Source organism: Streptomyces sp. NH27 (assembly GCF_056859195.1).
The window spans coordinates 1-928 of record NZ_JACEGK010001008.1; the positions used below are offsets into that span (position 1 = coordinate 1).

The window sequence follows — 928 nt, forward strand, 5'->3', positions numbered from 1 at the left end:
GCCCGGAACGTCCTGGTCGTGAGTGCACTACGCGTCGAACTCGATGACGATCTTGCCCCGGGCGTGGCCCTCCTCGACCGCGCGCAGCGCTTCACCCGCCTGGTCGAAGGGGAAGGTGCGGGTGACCAGCGGGTCGAGGTCGCCGCCGACGACCAGAGCGGCCAGCTCGTCCAGCACCTGCGCGGTGCGCCTGCGCACCACTGGGCTGCCGCCCAACTCGACCACGGTGACGCGGTCCCCGGCGCTCACCAGCCGGGTCGGCTCGGCGAGCAGCGCGGCCACGTCCCGCAGCGGCTCGCCGCCGACCAGGTCCACGATCCCGTCCACCCCGCCGGGCGCGGCGGCCCTGGCCCGGTCCGCGACGCCCGGCCCGGACGTGATGTGCACCGCGCCCAGCGACTCCAGGAGTTCCTTCTTCGCCGCGCTCGCGGTGCCCAGCACCGTCAGGCCGTCATGCCGGGCGATCTGCACGGCGGCCACGCCGACCCCGCCGCCGGCACCGTTGACCAACAGCGTGGCGCCCGGGGGCAGGGCGAGCTGGCGGACCGCGTCGTATGCGGTGGCCGAAGCGACCGGCACCGACGCCGCGTCCGCCCACGACAGCGCGGCCGGTTTGTGCGCGGTGACCGACGCCAGCAGCAGGGCGTACTCGGCGTAGCCGCCGGTGATGGCGTTGCCGAACACCTCGTCGCCCACCGCGAACCGCGCGGTGTCGCCGTCACCGCTGTCCGGGCCGATCGCGACCACGACGCCCGCCGCCTCGGCGCCGAACACCGCGGGCAGGTCGGGGACGGGCGCGCCGGCCGGCCGGAAGCCGGTCCGCCGCTTCCAGTCGACCGGGTTGACGCCGGCCGCCCTGACCTTGATCAGCACCTGCCCGGGCGCGGGCACGGGCCGCGGGAGGTCGATGAACGACTCGGCCTCGGGG

General features: G+C 76.0%; 1 protein-coding gene. It reads right to left on the reverse strand.

Annotated elements, in window-relative coordinates; genetic code table 11:
• Nucleotides 1–27 precede the first annotated feature (27 nt).
• On the reverse strand, nucleotides 28–928 hold a 901-nt coding region (locus AC13HU_RS37705), incomplete at its 5' end, for an NADP-dependent oxidoreductase (protein WP_483046514.1).